The organism is Pseudomonas sp. CFII68 (genome assembly GCF_000416195.1).
GTDB classification, from domain to species: Bacteria; Pseudomonadota; Gammaproteobacteria; order Pseudomonadales; family Pseudomonadaceae; genus Aquipseudomonas; species Aquipseudomonas kilonensis.
Window position 1 is genome coordinate 44,869 of the sequence record NZ_ATLN01000045.1, and the last position, 19,837, is coordinate 64,705.

Here is a 19,837-nt window from a genome sequence, read left to right on the forward strand (position 1 = left end):
ATGTCCCTGAAGCACTTTATCCAAATCACCAAGCCGGGGATCATTTTCGGTAACGTGCTTTCTGTGGCAGGCGGGTTTTTCCTGGCCTCGAAAGGGCATGTCGATCTGGCCATCTTCCTGGCGGCGATGATCGGCACTTCCCTGGTGGTGGCGTCCGGTTGCGTGTTCAACAACTGCATCGACCGCGACATCGACATCAAGATGGAGCGCACCAAGAATCGCGCGCTGGTCCAAGGCCTGATTCCGGTGCAACTGGCCCTGGCATTCGCCACGGTGCTGGGCGTGGCCGGCGTGGCGCTGTTGTACTGGGTGGCCAATCCGTTGGCGGCGTTGTTCGCGGTGATCGGTTTTGTCATCTACGTCGGCTTCTACAGCCTGTACCTCAAGCGCAAGTCGGTCCACGGCACGCTGGTGGGCAGTCTGTCGGGGGCGATGCCGCCAGTGATCGGCTACGTAGCGGTGAGCAACAGCTTCGACATGGCGGCGCTGACGCTGCTGGTGATGTTCAGCCTGTGGCAGATGCCGCATTCCTACGCCATCGCGATCTTCCGTTTCAACGACTACCTGGCGGCCTCGATTCCGGTGTTGCCGGTCAAGCGCGGTATCCGCGTGGCCAAGAAGCACATCCTGCTCTACATCCTGGCTTTCCTGGTGGCGACCTTGATGCTGACCTTCAGCGGCTACGCCGGCATGAGCTACCTCGCCGTCGCCGCTGCCATGGGTATGTACTGGCTGTACATGGCCTGGACTGGCTACAAGGCGGTGGATGACACGGTCTGGGCACGCAAGCTGTTTGTGTTCTCGATCTTCACCATCACCGCCCTGAGCGTCATGATGTCCCTGGACTTCAAGGTGCCGAGTGAGCTGCTGCTGACCTACGCGCCTTAAGCTTCAGACGCTGCAAAAAAAGCCCCGCCTTCGAGAGAAACGCGGGGCTTTTTCTTGGGTATTACTTCGGACTTGTGTAGAGCGAGTACATATCCATTGCTGCGGTAACGGCGGCTTATGGTTCCGCTCTTACAGCGGGTCACTTTTGGAAGAGCCGGGAGCCGGACCAGCCAAAAGTAACCAAAAACGCTTTGCCCCACCACTCGGTGCCTCGCCTAGGCTCGGCATGCCCGAACGAAGGCATTGCTCCGTGGGCCCGCCGCGAAGGGCCATCCATGGCCCTGCGCGGCTATCCCGGCATCCATGCCGGGATGCCCACTCCACAATGCCTGCGTTCGGCCAGCGTGGTTAACGGGGCGCCGAGATCAACGTCCACCGCGAGGCGGCCTAGTAGCCGGCCTGGCTCTCCCGGTCGTACACCCATCAGATCTGTGGGAGCAAAGCTTGCTCGCGATAGCGGTGTGTCAGCTTGCATGGATGCTGGATGTGCCGACGTCATCGCGAGCGAGCTCGCTCCCACAGGTGCCGGTGATGGAGCCTGACTGGCAAATGCCGGAAAGCTCTACTGTGGGAGTGGGCTCGCTCCGCAAGGGAGCCTCGATTTGGGCTTATTGCTGGGCGATGCTGTAGCCGTCGAAGGCTTTCTGCTGTTGCAGGGCGGTGACGATGCCTTTGCGGGTGGCCGGTTGTTCGGTGCCGTCGTTGTCCAGGAAGGTTTCGCTTTCCAGCTCGGCTTCGTCGCCTTCGCCTACGAAGTTGAAGCCCAGGAACTCGAAGGCCTCGCGGTCGACGTTCGGCTTGGAGCGTGGTGTGCGCAGGGGCAGGGTGACGCTGATGCCGTCCTTGCTGATGACAAACACTTCGGCTTCCTTCTTGGCCCGCGAGGCCTTGCCCTTGCTGCCGCTCGGGTTGCTGATGGCCTGGTGGGTCTGGTTCAGCACTGTCAGGGCCAGGCCGTAGACCAGCTCCTGGAACGACGGGTCGTCCTTGTAGCTGGAGAGGATGCGGCTGATCGGGAAGCGGCTGCTCAGGTCTTCCAGGGCCGCGAAATCGGCGGCTTCGGCGTCCTTGAGTTGTTTGAGCTGGCCCATCAGTTCGTAGGCCTTGTCGTCGTCGAAGGCATCGTGAGCCTGGCGGATGGCGTTGCGCAGCTCGCGGATCTGGTCGCTTTCGCGGTTCGACTGGAACGCATCGAGGACCATTTCGCTGATGGTTTTAGCCTGGGGCAGATGCTGTGAAAGATTGATGGAGTTTTCGTATTCCGCTTTGGACGACAGGGTGACTACGGATTCAGCGGTGTTGGAATCGGACATTGAAATTTCACTACTTCTGTTAGCGGGATGAGGCGAGAAAGGCATTGAGCTTTTTTCCGGTCGCCTAATCTATTGGACGCGGGCGGTGTTGTCACGGTCGGCGCTCATTCACAAATCACATTCTTGCCCGACAGCTTGGAGCGATACAGCGCCTGGTCCGCCCGGTGCAGCAACGTCGCGTGCTGTTCATCGTCGAACCGCTGCACCACGCCAAAACTCATGGTGATCTGGAAGTCGCCCACCGGCAGCAGGTCGGACAGGCCCCGGCGAATGCTTTCCGCCAGCAGGCGGGCATCGGCCAGGGTGGTGTTGGGCAAAATCATGATGAATTCGTCACCGCCCCAACGCACCAGCAAATCGCCGTCGCGCTCGCAGCGCTTGACGCTCTGCACCACTTGCACCAGCGCTGCGTCGCCGAAGGCGTGGCCGTAGCGATCGTTGATGTCCTTGAAATCATCCACGTCCATGGCGATCAGCGACAACGGCTCGCGGAAACGTTGCGTGCGTTCACAGGCCAGTGGCAGCGCCTGATCCAGGCGATAACGGTTGGCGACCCGCGTCAGGGAGTCGGTTTCGGCAAGCCTGCGGTTCTCGTCGAGCTGGATCTGCAACTGATGGTTGACTCGGGACAGTTCACTGGTGCGTTCTTCGATGATGGCTTCCAGGGATTTGTTGCGCCGTTCCAGCTGTTCGAACAGGCGCTTCTTGTCATCGATGCTGCGATGGGCGCCGATCATGCGCGCCACCGTGCCGTCCGGGTTGCGGGCGATCACGTAGCCGCGATCCTCGATCCAGATATAGGAACCGTCGTGGGTGCGGCAGCGGTATTCGGCTTGATAGACGTGGGATCGGTGTTCCAGGTAATCGTCGAACAACGCCATGACCCGTGGGTAGTCATCCGGGTGGATCACGCTTTCCCAGGTCAGCACGGTGTTGTCCAGTGAGTGGGGCAGGTAGCCAAGCATCGTGTACCAGCCGGGGTTGCGGTAGACGAAGCCGGTGTTGGCATTCCAGTCCCAGATGCCATCGCTGACCAGTTCCAGGATGGTGTGCAGTACGCCTTCGTCCAGATCGGACAGGTCGAACCGCAGCATGTCGATGTTCGAGGCATCTCCCATCGTTGTTCCCTCAATCAGCCTTGATATCAAAATGCTCGTCCAAGGAGGAAGAGTAGCTGATGGGGTGCGGGGTCACTAGCGGGGGACGCCTGGAACGTAGGAGCTGTCGAGCGAAGCGAGGCTGCGATCCTTTGATCTTTCGCTTGGGACTCAAGTGTCTGGGAAAAGATCGCAGCCTCGCTTCGCTCGGCAGCTCCTACGTCATCATTCGGCTGGGGTTTGGGGTTTGCCCCATTTCTCCAGCGCGAACTCGACAAAGCTGCGCAGTTTCGGCAGGCGGTAGCGATCCTGCGCGTACATCAGGCTCATTGGGCGATGGGGCAACTGATAGCCCTGCAACAAGGTCACCAGGTGACCATCCTTCAGGTCCTGGGCCACCAGCGCATCGGGCAGCATCACCACGCCCATCCCGGCCAGGGCGGCGCGATGCAGGCCCGAGGAACTGTTGATCAGCATCGGTCCGTTCACCGGTACCTTGATCTCGCCGTCCGGGCCGTTGATCGGCCAGTGATCCTGGGCGAAGCGCCATTCGTCTGCTGCCGAATAGGCGAACGACAGGCAATCGTGCTGCTGCAGGTCCGCGGGTTGTTCCGGCGTGCCGCGCCGAGCCAGGTAGGCAGGGGAGGCGCAGATGGTCAGGGTGTAGTCCACCAATGGACGGGCAATCAGTTTCGGGTCGGGATGGCCGAGGCGGATAGCGACGTCGAATCCATGTTCGAGCAGGTCCAGGCGCTGGTTGGTCAGCACCACATCGAGTTTGACCTGGGTGAAGCGCTGGCTGAATTCGGCCAGCGCCGGTGCGAGGCGTTCGGAGCCGAAGGTCAGCGGCGCGGTGATGCGCAGGGTGCCGTTGGGCTCGCCCTGGGTCTGTTCGGCCAGGCGTTCGGAGTCGGCCACCAGCCCCAGTACTTCCAGGCAGCGTTGGTAGTAGGCCGAGCCGAACTCAGTCAGGCGCTGGCGCCGCGTCGTACGGTTGATCAGGCGCACGCCGAGACGTTGCTCCAGCGCACGAAGATGATTACCCACCATGGTGGTGGACATTTCGCACGCCTGGGCCGCCGCCGTCAGGCTTCCGGTTTCGACCACCTTCACGTAAACGGTCATCGCCTGGAATAAATCCATTATCAAGCTCGGCTTTTAAATGATTGAAGTAAAGCAGCGTTTATCCAGCCTTGGTGGCTAACCATACTGGAAAAAACCAACCAAATGGAGCTTGATGCCATGACCGCTGCCTGCCTGATGACCACTTACCAACCCCTGGCGCTGAGTTTCACCCATGGCTTGGGGACGCGCCTGTGGGACCAGGACGGCCGCGAATACCTCGATGCGGTGGCGGGCGTGGCGGTGACCAATGTCGGCCACTCTCACCCGCGGCTGGTGGCTGCCATCAGCGAGCAGGCCGGCCTGCTGTTGCACACGTCCAACCTGTACAGCATCGATTGGCAACAACGCCTGGCGCAAAAGCTCACTCAGCTGTCGGGGCTGGAGCGGGCGTTTTTCAACAACTCAGGCGCCGAGGCCAACGAAACCGCACTGAAACTGGCACGCCTCTATGGTTGGCACAAGGGCATCGAGCAGCCGTTGGTGGTGGTCATGGACAATGCGTTCCACGGGCGCACCTTGGGCACGATGTGCGCCAGTGACGGCCCGTCCGTGCGGCTGGGCTACAACCGGTTGCCGGGGGATTTCATCAAGGTGCCGTTCGGCGATCTCGCGGCGTTGGAAGCGATCCAGCAGGCTCATGCCGAGCGCATCGTCGCGGTACTGGTGGAGCCGATCCAGGGCGAGAGCGGTGTGCAAATCGCCCCGCCGGGTTACCTCAAGGCCTTGCGGCAGTTGTGCAGCCGGCGCGCCTGGCTGTTGATGCTCGATGAGATCCAGACCGGCATCGGCCGTACCGGCCAATGGTTCGCGTTCCAGCACGAGGGCATCGTGCCGGACGTCATGACCCTCGCCAAAGGCCTGGGCAACGGCGTGCCCATTGGGGCCTGCCTGGCGCGGGGCAAGGCAGCCGAGCTGTTTACCCCTGGCAGCCATGGCAGTACGTTCGGCGGTAATCCGCTGGCCTGTCGGGTCGGCTGCACGGTGCTGGACATCATTGAGCAACAAGCGCTGGTGGACAACGCCAGGCATCAGGGCCAACAGTTGCTGAGCCGGCTGCGGGCCGAGTTGGCGGACAATCCGAATGTCTTGGCGATTCGCGGCCAGGGTTTGATGATCGGTATCGAACTCAAGCAACCGGTCCGCGACTTGGCCCTTCGCGCCGCCCGGGACCACGGCCTGCTGATCAATATCACTCGGGGCCAGACCATCCGCCTGCTGCCGCCGTTGACGATCGATGGACGGGAAGTGGAGATGATTGTCCGGGGCGTGAGCCGCTGTCTGGCGCAGGGGTGAGGGGCGTTCGCCCGGACGACGAGTTCTTATGGGTCAGCCGGGCGAAGCGCGACGCAGCGCGACGGAATTTTTAACGATTGCCGCGTTCCAACGCCTGCCAGAGTCGATTGCCTACACTTTGGCATTCAGACTGAAAACCCAGGAGCATCTTCATGTTCACCTCGCGTCGCTTGATCGTTGTCGCAACTGCCGTGGCCTTGTTGTCCGGCTGTGCGTCGCCCAACCCCTATGACAACCAGGGCCAGGCCTCTACCGAATCGTCGGGCATGAGCAAAACCGCCAAGTACGGCGGCCTCGGTGCACTGGCGGGTGCGTTGGCCGGTGCGGCCATCGGTCACGATAACCGTGGCAAGGGTGCGTTGATCGGTGCAGCGGTGGTGGGGGCTTCCGCGGCCGGTTACGGCTACTACGCCGACCAGCAGGAAAAGAAGCTGCGCGCGAGCATGGCCAATACCGGCGTTGAAGTGCAGCGCCAGGGCGACCAGATCAAGCTGATCATGCCGGGCAACATCACCTTCGCCACCGACTCGGCGAACATCGCCTCCAGCTTCTACCAGCCGCTGAACAACCTGGCCAACTCCCTCAAGGAGTTCAACCAGAACCAGATCGAAATCGTCGGCTACACCGACAGCACCGGCAGCCGCCAGCACAACATGGACCTGTCCCAGCGTCGTGCGCAGAGCGTGGCGACCTACCTGACGTCCCAGGGCGTGAGCGGTGCCAACCTGTCGGCCCGTGGCGCCGGCCCGGACAACCCGGTGGCCAGCAACGCCGACGTCAATGGCCGTGCGCAAAACCGTCGTGTCGAGGTCAACCTCAAGGCCATTCCCGGCCAGCAGTACCAGGCGCCGCAGCAGCAGGGCCAGACTTACCAGCAGTATCCGTAAGCGCTGGGCGGTAAATGAAAAGGGGGCTCTGGAAACAGGGCCCTTTTTTTGTCAGTCAGTTTCTATCCGCCTGATGCAGCCCCTTGTGGTGAGGAGATTTGTGGGAGCAAAGCTTGCTCGCGATGGCGGTGTGTCTGAGACGGTGATGTTGGATGTGCCGGCGTCATCGCGAGCAAGCTCGCTCCCAGAGGGGGATTTTCTTGAGGCAATAAAAAAGCCCGCCCGATCATGTGATCGGGCGGGCTTTTAGGTGTTGCCTGGAGATTACTTCTTCAAACCGTAATGCTCATCGAGCATGCCGGGCGAATTCGGGGCCTTGGGGGCGTAGTCCCGGGGCGGTTCCTGATCCTTTGGCGGGGTCAGGCGTTCCCGTGGCGTCTGTGCCGAATCGGCTTGCAGGGCGGCCAACAGGCGTTGGCGAGTCTGCTCGTCCAGGGCCAGGCGATTGGCACCCTCGGACAAATGATCCTGGACTTCCTGGTAGCTCTGGGTGAGTTTTTTCACCAGGGACGCGGTGCTGTTGAAGTGGGTGACCACTTCATTCTGATAACTGTCGAAACGTTCCTGGATGTCGTCCAGCTGACGTTGCGTGCTGTTGGGCACCGCGTTGGGCAGCAGTCGGGCAAGCAGGAATCCAATGGCGACACCGGCAACCAGGGCAAGAGTCGGCAACAACCAAACTAAGAGCGAGTGTTCCACGAGTCCTTCCTCTATAAACGGCTTTGCTTTACGTTAACGGCTCGGACCTGCGCTGTATACCGCGAAGAACATCGCAATCATGCCAGGCACAGACTTTAGCTAGACGAGTCGACCCAATTCGAGGTCACGGAGTTCTTTCCCTTGCTTATGCGCGAAACCCCTGTAGTCATCGATGGCCCGGTGGGCCAACTGGAAGCCTTGTACCTGGACAGCGAGGCTCCCCGTGGCCTGGCGCTGATCTGCCACCCGAACCCGGTGCAGGGCGGGACCATGCTCAACAAAGTGGTCTCGACCCTGCAACGCACTGCCCGCGATGCTGGCCTGGTTACGTTGCGTTTCAATTATCGTGGCGTGGGTGCCAGTGCCGGCACTCATGACATGGGCACCGGCGAAGTGGACGACGCCCAGGCTGTCGCCCAATGGCTGCGGGAAAAATACCCGCAATTGCCGCTGACCCTGTTCGGTTTTTCCTTTGGCGGCTTTGTCGCCGCCAGTCTGGGCGGGCGCCTGGAAGCCCAGGGCCAGCCGGTCAAGCACCTGTTCATGGTGGCCCCGGCGGTGATGCGCCTGGACGAGCAGTCGCCCTTGCCGACAGGTGGCGAGTTGACCGTGATCCAGCCGGAAACCGACGAAGTGGTCGATCCGCAACGGGTTTACGAATGGTCCGACACGCTCCAACGCCCCCATGAGCTGCTGAAAGTGGCAGAATGCGGACACTTTTTTCATGGCAAGCTGACCGATCTCAAGGATCTGATCCTGCCGCGCCTCTCGAATTGACAGCAGTCTGACAAGCGATAACCCATGACGACGCGTACCCGTATCCTGACCGGCATCACCACCACCGGCACCCCGCACCTGGGCAACTATGCCGGCGCCATCCGTCCGGCGATCCTCGCCAGCCGCGACAGCAACGCCGATTCGTTCTACTTCCTGGCTGACTACCACGCCCTGATCAAGTGCGATGACCCGCTGCGTATCCAGCGTTCGCGCCTGGAAATCGCCGCTACATGGCTGGCCGGCGGCCTGGATGTGGACCGCGTGACGTTCTATCGCCAGTCCGATATTCCCGAGATCCCGGAGCTGACCTGGCTGCTGACCTGCGTCGCCGCCAAGGGTCTGCTCAACCGTGCCCACGCCTACAAGGCGTCGGTGGACAAGAACGTCGAGACCGGCGAAGACCCGGACGCAGGCATCACCATGGGGCTGTACAGCTACCCGGTGTTGATGGCCGCCGACATCCTGATGTTCAACGCCCACAAGGTGCCGGTCGGTCGCGACCAGATCCAGCACGTGGAGATGGCCCGCGACATCGGCCAGCGCTTCAACCACCTGTTCGGCCAGGGCAAGGAGTTCTTCACCATGCCCGAGGCGCTGATCGAAGAAAGCGTCGCCACGCTGCCGGGCCTCGATGGCCGCAAGATGTCCAAGAGCTACGACAACACCATCCCGTTGTTCAGCAGCGCCAAGGACATGAAGGACGCGATTTCGCGAATCGTCACCGACTCCCGCGCCCCGGGCGAAGCCAAGGATCCGGACAATTCGCACCTGTTCACCCTGTTCCAGGCCTTCGCCACTGCCGGACAGTCCGCGGAGTTCCGCAGCGAACTGCTACAAGGCCTGGGTTGGGGCGAAGCCAAGAACCGCCTGTTCCAGTTGCTCGACAGCGAGCTGGGTGAAGCGCGTGAGCGTTATCACCAGTTCATCGAGCGTCCGTCGGACCTTGAAGACATCCTGCAACTGGGCGCGAAAAAAGCCCGGGCCGTGGCTACACCGTTCCTCAACGAACTGCGCGAGGCTGTTGGCCTGCGTTCGTTTGTCAGCCAGGTCCAGGTGGCCGCCAGCACCAAGAAGAAAGCCGCCAAGGCTGCACGCTTTGTCAGCTTCCGCGAAGACGACGGCAGTTTCCGCTTCCGACTGCTGTCCGCCGACGGCGAGCAACTGTTGCTGTCGCGCAACTTTGCCGATGGCAAGGCGGCCGGCCAGGTCACCAAGCAACTGCAAGCCGGCCAGCCGCTGGATGTACGAAGCGACGACCTGGGTTTCAGCGTCTGGCTCGACGGCGAGTGCGTGGCGAATAGCCCGGCCTTTGCTGACAGCGCCGCGCGGGATGCCGCCGTCGATGCGTTGCGCGTTGCCTTGACGCCTGCCCAGGACTGATCCCGACACGTCACCCGACCATCGGCCCGAATAAGGGCCGATTGCCATTCCTCTGGGCCGTCGCTACAGTGACGGCCCGTTTTTGTTGCCTTGCTAACGAATATGACGCCCCTAGAACGATATCAAGCTGATCTGAAACGCCCGGAGTTCTTCCACGACGCAGCCCAGGAAACGGCGGTGCGGCATTTGCAGCGCCTGTACGACGACCTGGTCGCGGCAGCGAACAACAAGCCTGGCCTGTTGGGCAAACTGTTCGGAAAAAAAGACCAGGCACCGGTCAAGGGCCTGTATTTCTGGGGCGGCGTGGGCCGTGGCAAGACCTACCTGGTGGACACCTTCTTCGAAGCGTTGCCGTTCAAGGAGAAGACACGGACGCACTTCCACCGCTTCATGAAGCGCGTGCACGAGGAAATGAAGACCCTGGGCGGCGAGAAGAACCCGCTGACCCTCATCGCCAAGCGATTTTCCGACGAGACCCGGGTGATCTGCTTCGATGAGTTCTTCGTTTCCGACATCACCGACGCCATGATCCTCGGCACCTTGATGGAAGAGCTGTTCAAGAACGGCGTGACCCTGGTCGCCACCTCGAACATCGTGCCGGACGGCCTGTACAAGGACGGCCTGCAGCGGGCGCGTTTCCTGCCGGCCATTGCGCTGATCAAGGAACACACTGAAATCGTCAACGTCGACAGCGGCGTCGACTACCGCCTGCGTCACCTCGAACAAGCGGAGCTGTTCCACTTTCCGCTGGATGCCGCTGCCCAGGAGAGCCTGCGCAAGAGCTTCCGCGCCCTGACGCCGGAATGCACCCAGGCCGTGGAAAATGATGTATTGGTCATCGAAAATCGCGAAATCCGCGCCGTGCGTACGTGCGATGACGTGGCCTGGTTCGACTTCCGCGAACTGTGCGACGGCCCCCGCAGCCAGAACGACTACATCGAACTGGGCAAGATCTTCCACGCCGTGCTGCTGAGCAATGTCGAGCAGATGAGCGTCACCACCGACGACATCGCCCGTCGATTCATCAACATGGTCGACGAGTTCTACGACCGTAACGTGAAGCTGATCATTTCGGCCGAAGTCGAACTCAAGGACCTCTACACCGGCGGTCGCTTGACCTTCGAATTCCAGCGGACCTTGAGTCGCTTGCTGGAGATGCAGTCCCACGAATTCCTGGCGCGGGCGCATAAGCCGTAGGGAAATTCGGAACACCAAAAAAGGCCTGCGATTGCGGGCCTTTTTTGTACGCGTGAGTTTGAGCAGTTCACTGCATAACCCTGTGGGAGCGGGCTTGCTCGCGAAGAGGGCGGCATGTTCAGCATCGATGCAAGCTGACCCACCGCTTTCGCGAGCAAGCCCGCTCCCACACTGGATCGTATTCAGTTTCGGTTCACGCCGCCTGCTGAAACTGCTGCCGATACTGGTTCGGCGACAGGTCGGTATGTTGCCGGAACAGCCGGGCGAAAAAGCTCGCGTCGTCGTAGCCGACTTCATAGCTGATGGTCTTGATGCTCTTGCGGCTGCCGGAGAGCAGGCCCTTGGCGGTTTCGATCCGTAGCCGTTGCAGGTAATGCAGCGGTTTGTCACCGGTGGCGGTCTGGAAGCGGCGCATGAAATTGCGGATGCTCATGCCATGTTCCCGGGCAACATCCTCGAAGCGGAATTTATCGGCGAAGTGCTCTTCGAGCCATTGCTGGATCTGCAGGATGATCACGTCCTGGTGCAGTTTCTGCCCGCCGAAACCGATCCGCCCCGGCGAATAGCTGCGTTGCACCTCATACAAGATGTCCCGCGCCACGGCCTGGGCCACGTTGGCGCCACAGAAGCGTTCAATGAGGTAAATGTAGAGGTCGCAGGCTGAGGTCGTGCCACCGGCGCAGAACAGGTTGTCGGCGTCGGTCAGGTGCTTGTCCTGGTTCAGGTATACCTGGGGGAAGCGTTCCTTGAAGGCGTTGAAGAAACGCCAGTAGGTGGTGGCTTCCTTGCCATCGAGCAGCCCGGCCTCGGCCAGCCAGAACACCCCGGTGGCTTCGCCGCAGAGTACTGCGCCGCGCGCGTGTTGTGCGCGCAGCCAGGGCAAGACCTGGGGATAACGTTGGCAGAGGCTGGTGAAATCATCCCAGAAGGCCGGCAGGATGATGACGTCGGTATTTTCCAGGCCACCGTCCACCGGCATGATCACGTCGCTGAAGCTGTTCACCGGTTTGCCGTCGGGGCTGACCAGCCGGGTTTCAAACGCCGGGGTCAGGCCGTGGCCCAGTTGTTTGCCATAGCGCAGGCTGGCCAGGTGGAAAAAATCCTTGGCTTGCATGAGGGTGGAGGCGAAGACCCGGTCGACTGCCAGGATGCTGACGCGCCGCAAGGGCGTGGAGGCGTGCATAGACATAGTTCATCTTTATTTTTATAGGGGAAAGTGGTCAACAGACGGCTGGATCGTCTTATTTTTTGTCGGATGTGTCCAGTGTCCTGTCGCACACCGCAGGCTTAGGCTTTGTTGGATAACTACGCCCGACAATAACCAAAGGTGCGCCATGATCCCAAGAACACTGTTCAGTCCCGAGCACGAATTGTTTCGCGACAGCGTACGAACCTTCCTTGAAAAAGAAGCCGTGCCGTACCACAGCCAGTGGGAAAAACAGGGGCATGTCGATCGCCAACTCTGGAGCAAAGCGGGGGAGGCGGGCATGTTGTGCTCGCACCTTCCTGAAGCCTATGGGGGGCTGGACGCAGATTTTCTCTACAGCACGGTGGTGATCGAGGAGATCGGACGCCTGGGGCTGACGGGGATCGGCTTCTCGCTGCATTCCGACATCGTTGCGCCGTACATCCTGCATTACGGCAGCGAAGCGCTGAAACATAAGTACCTGCCGAAGCTGGTGTCTGGCGAAATGGTCACGGCCATCGCCATGACCGAGCCGGGCGCCGGTTCCGACCTGCAAGGGGTGAAGACCACGGCGGTGCTGGACGGTGATGAATATGTCATCAATGGCTCGAAGACCTTCATCACCAACGGCTTCCTGGCAGACCTGGTGATCGTGGTCGCCAAGACCGATCCGAAGGCCGGCGCCAAGGGCACCAGCCTGTTCCTGATGGAAGCGGGTACGCCAGGCTTTGAGAAGGGCAAGCGCCTGGAAAAAGTCGGCATGAAGGCCCAGGACACGTCGGAATTGTTCTTCCAGGATGTCCGTGTACCGAAGGAAAACCTGCTCGGGCAGGCCGGCATGGGCTTCGCCTACTTGATGCAGGAGCTACCCCAGGAGCGCCTGACCGTCGCCATCGGCGGCCTGGCGTCGGCCGAAGCGGCGCTGCAATGGACCCTGGACTACACCCGCGAGCGCAAGGCGTTCGGCAAATCCATCGCGGACTTCCAGAACACCCGTTTCAAGCTCGCGGAAATGGCCACCGAAATCCAGATCGGCCGGGTCTTCGTCGACCGCTGCCTGGAATTGCACCTGCAAGGCAAGCTGGACGTGCCGACGGCGGCGATGGCCAAGTACTGGGGCACTGACCTGCAATGCAAGGTGCTCGACGAATGCGTGCAGTTGCATGGCGGCTACGGCTTCATGTGGGAATACCCGATTGCCCGGGCGTGGGCGGATGCGCGGGTGCAGCGGATCTATGCCGGGACCAATGAGATCATGAAGGAGATCATTGCGCGGTCGCTTTGATGTCGTAGTGACTGTTAGGCCGCTATCGCGAGCAGGCTCGCTCCCACAGGGGTTGTATGTCGATCACAAATGAGTGGTCAGACATAAATCCAATGTGGGAGCGAGCCTGCTCGCGATGGGGGCTATGAATCAATCAAGGCGCCGGGTTCGGCTGATCCTTGTGAATCGCCTCGATCCCCGCCAGCACTTCATCCGACAGTTTCAGCTCGAAACTGGCGATGTTGCTGTCCAGTTGCTCCAGCGTGGTGGCGCCAATGATGTTGCTGGTCACGAACGGCTGCCGGGTGACGAACGCCAGGGCCATCTGCGCCGGGTCCAGGCCATGTTCACGGGCCAGGGCGACATAACGGCTGCACGCTGCTTCCGATTGTGGGTTGAAGTAGCGCATGAAGCGGCTGTACAGCGTCAGGCGGCCCTTGGCGGGCCGTGCGCCGTTTTCGTATTTGCCCGATAGAAAGCCAAATGCCAGTGGCGAGTAAGCCAGCAGGCCGCATTGCTCGCGAATGGCGATTTCCGACAGGCCGATCTCGAAGCTGCGGTTGAGCAGGTTGTACGGGTTCTGGATCGACACCGCCCGCGGCCAGCCACGGGCCTCGGCCAGGGCGAGGAATTTCATGGTGCCCCACGGTGTTTCGTTGGACAGGCCGATATGGCGGATCTTGCCGGCGCGAACCTGTTCGTCCAGGGCTTCGAGGGTTTCCTCCAGCGGGGTGAACGTTTCGTCGGCCTTGTGCTGGTAGCCCAGTTGACCAAAGAAGTTGGTGCTGCGCTCCGGCCAATGCAGCTGGTAAAGATCGATCCAGTCGGTCTGCAGGCGCTTGAGGCTGGCGTCCACGGCTTCGACGATGTGGCGGCGGTTGTGCTTGAGGTTCTTGTCGCGGATGTAGTCGATGGTATTGCCGGGGCCGGCGATCTTGCTCGCCAGGATCCAGTCGGCACGGTCGCCGCGACTCTTGAAGTAATTGCCGATGTAGCGTTCGGTGGTGGCGTAGGTTTCGGCCTTGGGTGGCACCGGGTACATCTCGGCGGTGTCGATGAAATTGATGCCGGCAGCCTTGGCGCGTTCGATCTGGGCGAAGGCCTCGGCCTCGCTGTTCTGCTCACCCCAGGTCATGGTTCCGAGGCACAGGGCACTCACGTTCAGATCGGTACGGCCTAGCGGGCGATAGTCCATCGGGAGCTCCTTGGGCAAAACAATCATAAAAGCAGGTTGAAATATTTTTCGCAATCTGCATAATTGCGCACCTCTTTCTGCAGTGGAAGTGATGCGCCGCCGCCGAAGAATCTTGCCGTTGAACGGACGCGCCGACCCGAGCCCCCGAAAGCGTCTGTATCCGGCTGCCTTTGACTTGTCAAAGTACGCACTATTCAGTAAGATCCGCCGTCTAATTTACAGGGCGGCCCCTGAGGCTATAAAGAATGAAAACTTTTACTGCTAAACCGGAAACAGTAAAGCGCGACTGGTTTGTCGTCGACGCTGCTGGTCAGACCCTGGGTCGTCTGGCCACCGAAATCGCGAGCCGTCTGCGTGGCAAGCACAAGCCTGAGTACACCCCTCACGTTGACACCGGTGACTACATCGTCGTGATCAACGCTGAGCAAGTACGTGTTACTGGCGCTAAAACCACTGACAAAATGTACTACTCCCACTCCGGTTTTCCTGGCGGCATCAAGTCGATCAACTTTGAAAAGCTGATCGCCAAAGCCCCTGAGCGCGTGATCGAGACCGCGGTTAAAGGCATGCTGCCTAAGAACCCACTGGGTCGCGACATGTATCGTAAGCTGAAGGTTTATGCGGGCGCTGCTCACCCTCATACTGCTCAGCAGCCCCAAGAACTGAAGTTTTAACGGAATAGTTCATTATGTCGGCGACTCAAAATTACGGCACTGGCCGTCGCAAGACTGCAACCGCACGCGTTTTCCTGCGTCCGGGCACTGGTAACATCTCCATCAACAACCGCTCCCTGGATAACTTCTTCGGCCGCGAAACTGCCCGCATGGTAGTTCGTCAGCCGCTGGAACTGACCGAGACCGTCGAAAAATTCGACATCTACGTCACTGTTATCGGTGGTGGTGTAAGTGGTCAAGCTGGCGCAATCCGCCACGGCATCACTCGCGCCCTGATGGATTACGACGAGACTCTGCGTGGTGCTCTGCGCAAAGCCGGCTTCGTAACTCGCGATGCTCGCGAAGTTGAACGTAAGAAAGTCGGTCTGCGTAAAGCGCGTAAGCGTCCGCAGTACTCGAAGCGTTAATTTCGCTTCCGCTTTCAAAAGGCGCCCAGTTCCTCACGGAGCTGGGCGTTTTTTTATGGGCAAAAGAATTGCTCTGTGACAACTTGCCACATTCGTAGAGCCCCTATACTACAAGGCTTGGCGGTTTGGCCGCATGGTAATTACCTTGTCAGAATTGGGGCTTTTCATTACCATTCGGCAAAATTTTTATAAGTTCAGATTTTTACTTAGTAGACGCCTGATCTAACAGGCCACAAAGCTGATGGGAGAGGACTGAATGAGCAATGACGGCGTGAATGCAGGCCGGCGTCGCTTCCTGGTAGCAGCCACATCCGTGGTGGGTGCTGCAGGAGCGGTGGGGGCTGCGGTCCCGTTCGTGGGGTCATGGTTTCCCAGTGCCAAGGCGAAAGCCGCAGGTGCACCGGTGAAAGTGAATGTCAGCAAGATCGAGCCAGGCCAGCAGATGATTGCTGAATGGCGCGGCCAGCCGGTGTTCATCGTCCGCCGTACAGAGGAAATCCTGGGGAATCTGAAAAAGATCGAGGGTCAGTTGTCCGACCCGTCCTCCAAGAACTCGGTCCAACCGGAATACGTCAATCCTGAAACGCGTTCGATCAAGCCAGAGGTTTTGCTGCTGATCGGAATTTGTACGCACCTGGGTTGCTCGCCAACGTTCCGTCCTGAAGTGGCTCCTGTCGATCTGGGCAAGGACTGGGTCGGTGGCTATTTCTGCCCTTGCCACGGCTCCCACTACGACCTGGCTGGTCGCGTCTACAAGTCGCAGCCTGCACCTCTGAACCTGCCAGTTCCCCCGCATTCCTATGAGACCGACGACATCATTGTCATCGGCGTCGATACGGAGAAAGCGTGATGAGCAAATTCATGGATTGGGTTGATGCGCGCTTTCCCGCGACCAAAATGTGGGAAGACCATCTCAGCAAGTATTACGCTCCGAAGAACTTCAACTTTTTCTACTTTTTTGGCTCCCTGGCGCTGCTCGTTCTGGTCAACCAGATCGTTACCGGTGTCTGGCTGACCATGAGCTACACCCCGTCGGCGGAAGAAGCGTTTGCTTCCGTCGAATACATCATGCGCGACGTCGAGTACGGCTCGATCCTGCGTCTGCTGCACTCCACCGGCGCTTCGGCGTTCTTCATCGTGGTCTACCTGCACATGTTCCGTGGCCTGCTCTACGGTTCGTACCAGAAGCCTCGTGAACTGGTGTGGGTCTTCGGCATGCTGATCTACCTGGCGCTGATGGCCGAGGCCTTCATGGGCTACCTGCTGCCGTGGGGCCAGATGTCCTACTGGGGTGCCCAGGTGATCATCTCGCTGTTCGGTGCGATCCCGGTCATCGGTGACGACCTGACCCAGTGGATTCGTGGTGACTACCTGATCTCGGGCATTACCCTGAACCGCTTCTTCGCCCTGCACGTGGTCGCGCTACCGATCGTGATCCTTGGCCTGGTGGTGTTGCACATCCTGGCCTTGCACGAAGTCGGCTCGAACAACCCGGATGGCGTGGACATCAAGAAGCACAAGGACGAGAACGGCATACCGCTGGATGGCATCGCCTTCCACCCGTACTACACCGTGAAAGATATCGTCGGCGTGGTGGTCTTCCTGTTCATCTTCTGCTCCATCGTGTTCTTCTTCCCGGAAATGGGTGGTTATTTCCTCGAGAAGCCGAACTTCGAGCAGGCGAACGCCTTCAAGACCCCTGAGCACATTGCCCCGGTCTGGTACTTCACGCCGTTCTACGCGATCCTGCGGGCGATCCCGGACAAGCTGCTGGGCGTTATCGCCATGGGCGCGGCCATCGCTGTGCTGTTCGTCCTGCCGTGGCTGGACCGCAGCCCCGTCAAGTCGATGCGCTACAAAGGCTGGCTGAGCAAGATCTGGCTCGTGGTGTTCTGCATCTCGTTCGTGATCCTCGGCGTGCTGGGTGTACTGGCGCCGACGCCAGGACGCACGTTGCTGTCGCAGGTTTGCACCTTCCTGTACTTCGCCTACTTCATTCTGATGCCGTTCTACACCAGGCTCGAGAAGACCAAACCGGTTCCGGAAAGGGTGACTGGCTGATGAAAAAGCTATTTGCTGTACTGATTCTCGCGGCTATGCCTGCACTGTCCTTTGCTTCTGCCTCTGCTGGTCCGGAGCTGGAAAAAGTCGACATCGACGTTTCCGACAAAGCGGCCATGCAGGACGGCGCACGTACGTTCGCCAACTACTGCATGGGTTGCCACAGTGCCAAGTTCCAGCGCTACGAGCGCGTTGCCGATGACCTGGGCATTCCTCATGAGCTGATGCTCGAGAAAGTGGTGTTCACCGGTGCCAAGCTGGGCGATCACATGACCATCGGCATGCAGCCTGCGGACGCCAAGACCTGGTTCGGCGCCGCGCCGCCGGACCTGACCCTGGTCGCCCGTGTGCGTGGGACTGACTGGCTTTATGGTTACCTGCGTTCGTTCTACGAAGATCCTGCGCGTCCATGGGGCGTGAACAACAAGGTCTTCCCGAACGTCGGCATGCCTAACGTTCTGGTCGGCCTCCAGGGTCGCCAGGTGGTAGGCTGCAAACAGGTTCAGATCGTTGAGGACGGTAAGAAGCAATTCGATCCGCTGACCGGCACCGCTTTGACGCATGAAGCCTGCGACCAGCTGACTGTATTGCCGAACACCGGCAGCCTGACGCCGGAGCAGTTCGACGAGAAGGTCAAGAATCTGGTGACCTTCCTGGCCTACTCGGCCAACCCGGTGAAGCTGGAGCATCAGCGCATCGGTACCTATGTATTGCTGTACCTGGCGTTTTTCTTCGTATTCGCTTACCTGCTCAAGCGTGAATACTGGAAAGACGTGCATTGATAAAGCTGTAAGCCATTGCTGTTAATCGTGCGCGCCCAAGGGCGTCTCTAGACATGTAACGAGCCTGGCCCGCCAGGTGTTACGGGAGACGCCCTCTGGGCGCGCTCGTTTTTCCGTTTTTCGATAATTTCAACAAGCGAGGAGGATCGCCATGGGCGTGACCAATCGGTTGGCCTGTTACTCCGACCCCGCCGACCACTATTCCCACCGGGTACGCATCGTACTGGCAGAGAAGGGTGTCAGCGCCGAGATCATTTACGTTGAAGCGGGCCGTCAGCCGCCGAAGCTGATCGAGGTGAACCCTTACGGCAGCCTGCCCACACTGGTCGATCGTGACCTGGCTTTGTGGGAGTCGACCGTGGTGATGGAATATCTGGATGAGCGTTATCCGCATCCACCTTTACTGCCGGTGTACCCTGTCGCGCGTGCCAACAGCCGTTTGCTGATCCATCGCATCCAGCGTGACTGGTGCGGGTTGGTGGATCTGATCCTGGATTCTCGGACCAAGGAGCCGGCGCGGGTCGTCGCGCGCAAGGAATTGCGTGAAAGCCTGACTGGCGTATCGCCACTGTTCGTCGATAAGCCGTTTTTCCTCAGTGAGGAACAAAGTCTGGTGGATTGCTGCCTATTGCCCATACTCTGGCGTTTGCCGATTCTGGGTATCGAACTGCCGCGGCCTGCCAAGCCGCTGCTTGATTATATGGAGCGCCAATTCGCGCGTGAGGCTTTCCAGGCGAGTCTGTCTGGCGTCGAACGTGACATGCGCTAAGGCTTAGGGAGCCGCTATGAACTCCAGTCGACCTTATCTGGTCCGCGCGCTCTACGAGTGGATTGTGGACAACGATTGCACCCCGCACATGCTGGTCAACGCCGAGTTTCCGTCGGTGCAGGTGCCGCAGGGTTTTGCCAATGACGGGCAAATTGTCTTGAACGTGTCGCCAGCCGCTGTGCGTCACCTGCACATGGATAATGATGCTGTCAGCTTCGAAGGGCGCTTCGGTGGTGTGCCGCACACTTTGTACGTGCCTATTGCTGCGATCCTGGGGATTTATGCTCGGGAGAATGGCCAGGGCATGGTGTTTGAGCTGGAAGCGCCGATTGATGGCGAAGAAGAGTTCGAGCCGGATGATGATCTGCCGCCACCGGATGACGAGCCGCCGCGTCCTAGCGGGCGGCCGAGTCTGAAAGTGGTGAAGTAGGTAGATATGTGCCGGATACAGGCTGTTTGAAAGCTTGGTGACTTGGTTAAGAAAATGCCCGTATCGTGAGATGTGGGCATTTTTTTTGTGTCATGGTTGGTGTGTATATCCGTTTCTGCTGTAACGGCGGCTTAGGGTTCCGCCCTTACGGCGGCTCACTTTTGAGAAGCCCGGGAGCCGGCCCAGTCAAAAGTAAGCAAAACGCTTTTGCCCCACCACTCGGCACCTCGCCTAGGCTCGGTGTGCCCTCACTCCGGCATTGCTCCGTGGGCCCGCCGCGAAGGGCCATCCATGGCCCAGCGCGGCTATCCCGGCATCCATGCCGGGATGCCCACTGCGCAATGCCTGCGTTCGGCCGGCGTGGTTAACGGGGCGCCGAGATCAGCGTCCACCGCGAGGCGGCCTAACAGCCG

At 60.0% G+C, this 19,837-nt stretch carries 20 protein-coding genes; 14 read left to right on the top strand and 6 right to left on the bottom strand.

What is annotated here, in order from left to right; all coding sequences use genetic code 11:
* On the top strand, positions 1-888 hold the full coding sequence (cyoE, locus tag CFII68_RS18540) for a heme o synthase (protein WP_018604246.1): 888 nt from the start codon (positions 1-3) through the stop codon (positions 886-888).
* Between the two features lie 608 nt (positions 889-1,496).
* Here the strand turns inward: cyoE and CFII68_RS18535 are convergent.
* The 3 genes from CFII68_RS18535 to CFII68_RS18525 form a co-directional block, all read right to left on the bottom strand.
* Entirely contained in the window at positions 1,497-2,201 is a 705-nt protein-coding gene (locus CFII68_RS18535; RefSeq protein WP_018604248.1) for a hypothetical protein, read from the bottom strand.
* A 104-nt stretch (positions 2,202-2,305) separates the two neighbouring features.
* A complete protein-coding gene (locus tag CFII68_RS18530; protein WP_018604249.1) occupies positions 2,306-3,319 on the bottom strand; it encodes a sensor domain-containing diguanylate cyclase in 1,014 nt (337 codons plus the stop codon).
* 204 nt (positions 3,320-3,523) lie between these two features.
* Entirely contained in the window at positions 3,524-4,441 is a 918-nt protein-coding gene (locus CFII68_RS18525) for a LysR family transcriptional regulator (RefSeq protein ID WP_033062547.1), read from the bottom strand.
* Between the two features lie 99 nt (positions 4,442-4,540).
* On the opposite strand from CFII68_RS18525, the gene CFII68_RS18520 reads away from it, so the two are divergent.
* Both CFII68_RS18520 and CFII68_RS18515 read left to right on the top strand, forming a co-directional pair.
* A complete protein-coding gene (locus tag CFII68_RS18520) occupies positions 4,541-5,716 on the top strand; it encodes an aspartate aminotransferase family protein (protein WP_018604254.1) in 1,176 nt (391 codons plus the stop codon).
* 152 nt (positions 5,717-5,868) lie between these two features.
* Complete coding sequence (locus tag CFII68_RS18515; RefSeq protein ID WP_018604257.1) at positions 5,869-6,603, top strand: OmpA family lipoprotein; 735 nt, start codon at positions 5,869-5,871, stop codon at positions 6,601-6,603.
* 264 nt (positions 6,604-6,867) lie between these two features.
* Here CFII68_RS18515 and CFII68_RS18510 read toward each other — a convergent pair whose 3' ends face one another.
* Positions 6,868-7,302 (bottom strand): YhcB family protein, encoded by a 435-nt coding sequence (locus CFII68_RS18510; RefSeq protein WP_014340085.1) that lies wholly within the window; start codon positions 7,300-7,302, stop codon positions 6,868-6,870.
* Between the two features lie 147 nt (positions 7,303-7,449).
* On the opposite strand from CFII68_RS18510, the gene CFII68_RS18505 reads away from it, so the two are divergent.
* The 3 genes from CFII68_RS18505 to zapE all read left to right on the top strand — a co-directional run bounded on the left by CFII68_RS18505 (position 7,450) and on the right by zapE (position 10,656).
* Positions 7,450-8,079, top strand: a complete 630-nt coding sequence (locus CFII68_RS18505) for an alpha/beta hydrolase (RefSeq protein WP_018604259.1) — start codon at positions 7,450-7,452, stop codon at positions 8,077-8,079.
* 24 nt (positions 8,080-8,103) lie between these two features.
* Complete coding sequence (locus CFII68_RS18500; RefSeq protein ID WP_018604261.1) at positions 8,104-9,459, top strand: tryptophan--tRNA ligase; 1,356 nt, start codon at positions 8,104-8,106, stop codon at positions 9,457-9,459.
* 102 nt (positions 9,460-9,561) lie between these two features.
* Positions 9,562-10,656 carry a cell division protein ZapE gene (zapE, locus tag CFII68_RS18495; protein WP_018604262.1) on the top strand — a complete coding sequence of 365 codons (1,095 nt, stop codon included), beginning with the start codon at positions 9,562-9,564 and terminating at the stop codon, positions 10,654-10,656.
* A 193-nt stretch (positions 10,657-10,849) separates the two neighbouring features.
* Here the strand turns inward: zapE and CFII68_RS18490 are convergent, their stop codons facing one another.
* Complete coding sequence (locus tag CFII68_RS18490) at positions 10,850-11,746, bottom strand: GlxA family transcriptional regulator (protein ID WP_177325039.1); 897 nt, start codon at positions 11,744-11,746, stop codon at positions 10,850-10,852.
* Positions 11,747-11,990: 244 nt separating this feature from the next.
* Between CFII68_RS18490 and CFII68_RS18485 the strand changes: the two genes are divergently transcribed.
* Entirely contained in the window at positions 11,991-13,127 is a 1,137-nt protein-coding gene (locus tag CFII68_RS18485; RefSeq protein WP_018604266.1) for an acyl-CoA dehydrogenase family protein, read from the top strand.
* Positions 13,128-13,260: 133 nt separating this feature from the next.
* Here the strand turns inward: CFII68_RS18485 and CFII68_RS18480 are convergent, their stop codons facing one another.
* Positions 13,261-14,301: an NADP(H)-dependent aldo-keto reductase gene (locus CFII68_RS18480; RefSeq protein WP_018604268.1), complete on the bottom strand. Its 1,041-nt coding sequence runs from the start codon at positions 14,299-14,301 to the stop codon at positions 13,261-13,263.
* 245 nt (positions 14,302-14,546) lie between these two features.
* Here CFII68_RS18480 and rplM point away from each other — a divergent pair, with 245 nt between their 5' ends.
* From rplM to CFII68_RS18445, 7 genes are all read left to right on the top strand, one after another.
* Positions 14,547-14,975, top strand: coding sequence for a 50S ribosomal protein L13 (gene rplM / locus CFII68_RS18475; protein WP_003205365.1), 429 nt, complete (start codon positions 14,547-14,549; stop codon positions 14,973-14,975).
* 14 nt (positions 14,976-14,989) lie between these two features.
* Positions 14,990-15,382, top strand: a complete 393-nt coding sequence (rpsI, locus tag CFII68_RS18470) for a 30S ribosomal protein S9 (RefSeq protein ID WP_003205364.1) — start codon at positions 14,990-14,992, stop codon at positions 15,380-15,382.
* A 256-nt stretch (positions 15,383-15,638) separates the two neighbouring features.
* Complete coding sequence (gene petA / locus CFII68_RS18465; protein ID WP_018604281.1) at positions 15,639-16,232, top strand: ubiquinol-cytochrome c reductase iron-sulfur subunit; 594 nt, start codon at positions 15,639-15,641, stop codon at positions 16,230-16,232.
* Positions 16,232-17,443 (top strand): cytochrome bc complex cytochrome b subunit, encoded by a 1,212-nt coding sequence (locus CFII68_RS18460; RefSeq protein WP_014340078.1) that lies wholly within the window; start codon positions 16,232-16,234, stop codon positions 17,441-17,443. Before petA ends, CFII68_RS18460 begins: the two co-directional genes overlap by 1 nt.
* Positions 17,443-18,225 (top strand): cytochrome c1, encoded by a 783-nt coding sequence (locus CFII68_RS18455; protein ID WP_018604286.1) that lies wholly within the window; start codon positions 17,443-17,445, stop codon positions 18,223-18,225. The genes CFII68_RS18460 and CFII68_RS18455 overlap by 1 nt, the downstream gene beginning before the upstream one ends.
* A gap of 151 nt (positions 18,226-18,376) precedes the next feature.
* Positions 18,377-18,994 (top strand): glutathione S-transferase N-terminal domain-containing protein, encoded by a 618-nt coding sequence (locus CFII68_RS18450; RefSeq protein ID WP_003178195.1) that lies wholly within the window; start codon positions 18,377-18,379, stop codon positions 18,992-18,994.
* Between the two features lie 16 nt (positions 18,995-19,010).
* Positions 19,011-19,424, top strand: a complete 414-nt coding sequence (locus CFII68_RS18445; protein ID WP_018604290.1) for a ClpXP protease specificity-enhancing factor — start codon at positions 19,011-19,013, stop codon at positions 19,422-19,424.
* The last annotated feature ends 413 nt before the right edge of the window (positions 19,425-19,837 follow it).

What these genes read in the sequence shown, in the direction of transcription:
- rpsI (WP_003205364.1), top strand. Translation starts at nt 14,990, where the DNA reads ATGTCGGCGACTCAAAATTACGGCACTGGCCGTCGCAAGACTGCAACC.
- CFII68_RS18450 (WP_003178195.1), top strand. Translation starts at nt 18,377, where the DNA reads ATGGGCGTGACCAATCGGTTGGCCTGTTACTCCGACCCCGCCGACCAC.
- CFII68_RS18485 (WP_018604266.1), top strand. Translation starts at nt 11,991, where the DNA reads ATGATCCCAAGAACACTGTTCAGTCCCGAGCACGAATTGTTTCGCGAC.
- CFII68_RS18480 (WP_018604268.1), bottom strand. Translation starts at nt 14,301, where the DNA reads ATGGACTATCGCCCGCTAGGCCGTACCGATCTGAACGTGAGTGCCCTG.
- CFII68_RS18520 (WP_018604254.1), top strand. Translation starts at nt 4,541, where the DNA reads ATGACCGCTGCCTGCCTGATGACCACTTACCAACCCCTGGCGCTGAGT.
- CFII68_RS18455 (WP_018604286.1), top strand. Translation starts at nt 17,443, where the DNA reads ATGAAAAAGCTATTTGCTGTACTGATTCTCGCGGCTATGCCTGCACTG.
- zapE (WP_018604262.1), top strand. Translation starts at nt 9,562, where the DNA reads ATGACGCCCCTAGAACGATATCAAGCTGATCTGAAACGCCCGGAGTTC.
- CFII68_RS18460 (WP_014340078.1), top strand. Translation starts at nt 16,232, where the DNA reads ATGAGCAAATTCATGGATTGGGTTGATGCGCGCTTTCCCGCGACCAAA.
- CFII68_RS18535 (WP_018604248.1), bottom strand. Translation starts at nt 2,201, where the DNA reads ATGTCCGATTCCAACACCGCTGAATCCGTAGTCACCCTGTCGTCCAAA.
- rplM (WP_003205365.1), top strand. Translation starts at nt 14,547, where the DNA reads ATGAAAACTTTTACTGCTAAACCGGAAACAGTAAAGCGCGACTGGTTT.
- CFII68_RS18445 (WP_018604290.1), top strand. Translation starts at nt 19,011, where the DNA reads ATGAACTCCAGTCGACCTTATCTGGTCCGCGCGCTCTACGAGTGGATT.
- CFII68_RS18530 (WP_018604249.1), bottom strand. Translation starts at nt 3,319, where the DNA reads ATGGGAGATGCCTCGAACATCGACATGCTGCGGTTCGACCTGTCCGAT.
- cyoE (WP_018604246.1), top strand. Translation starts at nt 1, where the DNA reads ATGTCCCTGAAGCACTTTATCCAAATCACCAAGCCGGGGATCATTTTC.
- CFII68_RS18525 (WP_033062547.1), bottom strand. Translation starts at nt 4,441, where the DNA reads ATGGATTTATTCCAGGCGATGACCGTTTACGTGAAGGTGGTCGAAACC.
- CFII68_RS18500 (WP_018604261.1), top strand. Translation starts at nt 8,104, where the DNA reads ATGACGACGCGTACCCGTATCCTGACCGGCATCACCACCACCGGCACC.
- CFII68_RS18505 (WP_018604259.1), top strand. Translation starts at nt 7,450, where the DNA reads ATGCGCGAAACCCCTGTAGTCATCGATGGCCCGGTGGGCCAACTGGAA.
- petA (WP_018604281.1), top strand. Translation starts at nt 15,639, where the DNA reads ATGAGCAATGACGGCGTGAATGCAGGCCGGCGTCGCTTCCTGGTAGCA.
- CFII68_RS18515 (WP_018604257.1), top strand. Translation starts at nt 5,869, where the DNA reads ATGTTCACCTCGCGTCGCTTGATCGTTGTCGCAACTGCCGTGGCCTTG.